The organism is Propionibacterium sp. (assembly GCF_047719395.1).
Classification (GTDB): domain Bacteria; phylum Actinomycetota; class Actinomycetes; order Propionibacteriales; family Propionibacteriaceae; genus Propionibacterium.
In genome coordinates this window covers 1-3,811 of record NZ_JBDNTB010000099.1, presented here as the reverse complement: position 1 = coordinate 3,811, position 3,811 = coordinate 1, and the positions used below count along the sequence as shown (strand labels likewise).

The window sequence follows — 3,811 nt, the reverse complement described above, 5'->3', positions numbered from 1 at the left end:
CCGGCCGGCCCCCCCGCCTCACCCCGTTGCAGGCGGGGCACCGCCCCGCTGGTTGGGCGCCGGCGGCGGGGGCGCCCCCGGCCCCCGCGCGCCGCCGCGACCTGCTCGGCGCGCTCGCCGAGACCGTGCTCGGCAGGCCGCTGTCCCCGTTGGAGCACACCGCCGTGGACGCCGCCCTGACCGCCACCGTGAACGCGAACTCGGTGCCAATCCTGCCGATGGTGGTGGACCGGCTCTTCGCCCCCGACCCACACGGCGACGACGGACGCCTCGCCGACGACGGACGCCTGGTCGCCCACGCCTTGCGCCGCCTCGTCGCCGGCGACCTCCAGGGCCTGTTCGACGGGCCATCCACCGTCGCCTTCGACCCATCTTTGCCCATGATCAGTCTCGACCTGTCCAGAGTTGCGGAGAACACGGCGCTGCTGTCGGTGCTCATGACCTGCGCGTCCGCGTGGATGGAAGCCGCACTGCTCGACCCGGCCGGCGGGCAACGCTGGATGATCTACGACGAAGCATGGCGGCTCATGAGCCACCCCGCGTTGCTGCGGCGCATGGACGCCCAATGGCGGCTCGCCAGGCATTATGGGATCGCCAACATGCTCATCTTCCACAAGCTCACCGACCTGGACACCGTGGGCGACCAAGGCTCCGCCAACCGCGCCCTGGCCACCAGCCTGCTGGCGAACGCGGAGACAAGGATCATCTACCGGCAGGAATCCGACCAGCTCGGCATCACCGCCCAAACCCTCGGACTGACCGGCACCGAGCAGAAGCTCCTGCCCACCCTCTCCACCGGGCAGGGACTCTGGCGGATCAAGGACCGCTCCTTCGTCGTCCAACACCAAATGCACCCCAACGAACTCGCCCTGTTCGACACCACCAACCGCATGACCACCAACGTCTAGAGCCGTCGCCCGCGATCGATTCGTGCTCTACGCCTGTCTACATAGCGTCTCGCTTACACTGGAGGCATGGCTGTGGACCCCGCGCTTCCCGAGTTCGCTCGCCCGATTGAGGACGGCCAGCCGTGGCCGCGGCCTGCTTGCCCCAAGTGCCAGACCGGATACATCAGCTTCTCAGCGCCCACCGAGTATGAAGGACACGACTCAGCCTCTGCGCGCAACCACCCTGCGTTCGAGCCGGAGTGGATTTCCGGCACGTTTGTCGTCCGCGGTCAGTGCGAGAACCCCGAGTGCCAACAGGCTGTGCACGGCACGGGCGACTACCGCGTGGACTACTCCCACAGGTCGAACCGCGATGATTACGAGTATCAGGGCGTGGCCTATTCCTCGTACTACACCGTGACGCACTTGCATCCGCCGATGCTGATAATGCCGATACCGAAGTCGGCACCCGACGAAGTACGAGAGGGCGTGCTACGCGCTTCTCGCGTGCTTTTCGCTGATCCTGGTCTAGCCGCAACTGCGCTACGTGCCACGGTGGAACGGTTCTTGACCTCAGAAGACATCTCTGCGACTCGACTAACTGGGCAGTTTCGGAACGCGCACGAACGTATCAAAGAGTGGCGGGATGCTGACTCCAACCGTCCAACGGTGGCCGATCTCTTCTTCGCCGTCAAATGGCTCGGAAACGTCGGAACCCATGAGGACTCGGACCTAACCACTATGGAGGTGCTGGACGGGGCCAGAGTACTTGACGAGGCGTTCCACCGACTCTTCACTGGCCCGGACATCGATGCCCAGGCGCGAGTGATAAACGCGGTCAAGGGGCCTTCTCGGCAACCCTGAGCAGCGGCGGCCGATCCAGGGGCAAGTGACTCAACCTCTAAGTCTGTAGACCGTCTCACCCGTGTTGGCATCGACCACACGGCCGTCATCGCGCACGCGAAACCGTGTCTCGCCAGAATTGGCATCCACCACTCTGCCATCGTCGCGGACACGGAATGATGTCTCCCCAGTGTTCGCGTCAACCATCCGGTTGCCGCGCACACGGAACCGTGTCTCACCCGAGTTTGCACTGACTGCCCGGCGGCCGTCCCAAGTTTCGTCACTCATACCAAGAGCTTGCCAGAGACGTCCGACATTCCTCCGTACGCGTGAGAGGCGAACATCGCGCACGTCAACGACCAGAGTGGACTGGCGGCCTGTCGCCCCAGAGGGCTCCACTGCACCCCCAGGAATCGACCTGCTGACACTCGATGACCAGGGGCGGCTCGCGACTGACTACGTCTTCATCGGCTGACAGCATCCCCATCGCCAAGCTGAAAGTCAACCTCGCCTGCCCGCGCAGGACGGCGGCCAGAGCGGTTCAACCCCCGGCGCAGTGGCGGTCCGCGTTGATGAACTCGGTGCCAAAGGGCCTTCCAAACGGCCGTCGGCACAGCTCCGTGCAAATCGATCCTGCCCAACCCTGTGAGTAGCATCCGTATTTTTCGGCCCAGAAGCAGAAACCCAGACCAGCCGGAAACTAGGCGCGTACCTGCCGGGCATGAAGACACCGCCTGCATCATCCGCGCCCGTCACGATTCCCCTCGTAGTCCTTACAGTGCACCGCAACGGCACGATCACCGTCACCAGGGACGGCGCTTTCCTGCCGTCGCCACCACATTCGACGTGGCGGCGCAGCTCGTTGCCCGAGATCATCGAACAGGCGTCCGAGAAGCGGACGATTCCGGTGTGGGTGGAGGTGCACGAGACCGACGGCACCTCCTTCACCGACCTGTTCCCAGCACAACTCCAACCTCACCATCTCGAGCCGCCGCCGTCGAAGCCGCGAAATGCCGCCCCCAGCCCAGCGCTGGCCGAAGTCCACGCGGAGGGGTTCATCCCTGGCGAGGACATCGCCATCGCGCCGGTTGTCAGCCACACTGCTGCCGCGAAGGATGGTACGGCGCGGGCGCTCATCGACCCGGCCGAGCACCCCGGCGTGTCCGAAGTCGTGCTCGTGGGCCGGGTCTCGGGCACGCTGGCGGTCAGGCGGCTTGCATGAGCCAGCCGTCGCAGCGTTCGGGGTCGATGGGCGACGAACTGACGAATGCAGCCATCATCGGCCTGCTTGCCCTGGTGGCGTTCACGCTCGCGCTGCGCGGGGCCGGATCGGTCACGGCGTGGCTCAGCGGTACCAATCAGCCGACCGGTGGACCCGCGTCCGGGGTCGGCGTGCTACTCGACCCGAGTGACCCCGGAACCGCGCTCGGCGCAGTAGGCCTGAACGCGGTCGTGTACTGGATCGTCACCGGCCTCATGCTCACCCTCATCAGCGCTCTGGGCGTGTTCGTCTGGCTGCGGGTGCGCCACTTCACCACGGCGGTGGAGGCTGATCCGCGTCGCATGGCCGGTATCGCCAGCCGCCACGACATCACCACCACCGCCTCCACCAAGACCCTGCTCACGCGCGCGGGAAACCTGCGGCCCAGCCTTGCCTCGCCGAGGCCCCAGGACGTGGGCTACCTGCTCGGCAGCTCGAAGGGCGCAAGCGTGTGGGCGTCGGTGGAGGACTCCGTCATGGTCATCGGCCCGCCCCGCTCAGGCAAAGGCCTGCACCTGGTCATCCCCGCCATCCTGGACGCACCGGGCGCGGTCGTGTGCACCAGCACCCGCCCGGACAACCTCACCGCCACCATGCGCGCCCGCGCCACAATCGGCCCAGTGGCCATCTTCGACCCCCAGCATCTGGCCGAAGGCCTGCCGTCGGGGATGCGGTGGTCGCCGATCAGGGGCTGCGAGAACCCGCAGACCGCGATGATCCGCGCCACCGGTCTCGGCGGGCGGGCCCCCCCCCGGCTCGCCCGCGCGCGCCGGGGGCCGCGGCGGGGTGCGGGCCCACCCCCCGCGCGGGCGCCCCCCCC

Annotated in this window: 4 protein-coding genes; all 4 read left to right on the top strand. The window is 67.0% G+C overall.

What is annotated here, in order from left to right; all coding sequences use genetic code 11:
• Positions 1-908 (top strand): ATP-binding protein (locus ABF648_RS11900; RefSeq protein ID WP_415632462.1); only part of this gene is annotated, 908 nt, incomplete at its 5' end.
• A 66-nt stretch (positions 909-974) separates the two neighbouring features.
• Positions 975-1,751: a DUF4145 domain-containing protein gene (locus ABF648_RS11895; RefSeq protein WP_415632461.1), complete on the top strand. Its 777-nt coding sequence runs from the start codon at positions 975-977 to the stop codon at positions 1,749-1,751.
• A 700-nt stretch (positions 1,752-2,451) separates the two neighbouring features.
• Entirely contained in the window at positions 2,452-2,952 is a 501-nt protein-coding gene (locus tag ABF648_RS11890) for a hypothetical protein (RefSeq protein ID WP_415632460.1), read from the top strand.
• Positions 2,949-3,811, top strand: an 863-nt coding sequence (locus ABF648_RS11885) for a type IV secretory system conjugative DNA transfer family protein (protein ID WP_415632459.1), incomplete at its 3' end; no start/stop codon positions are given. The genes ABF648_RS11890 and ABF648_RS11885, both read left to right, overlap by 4 nt.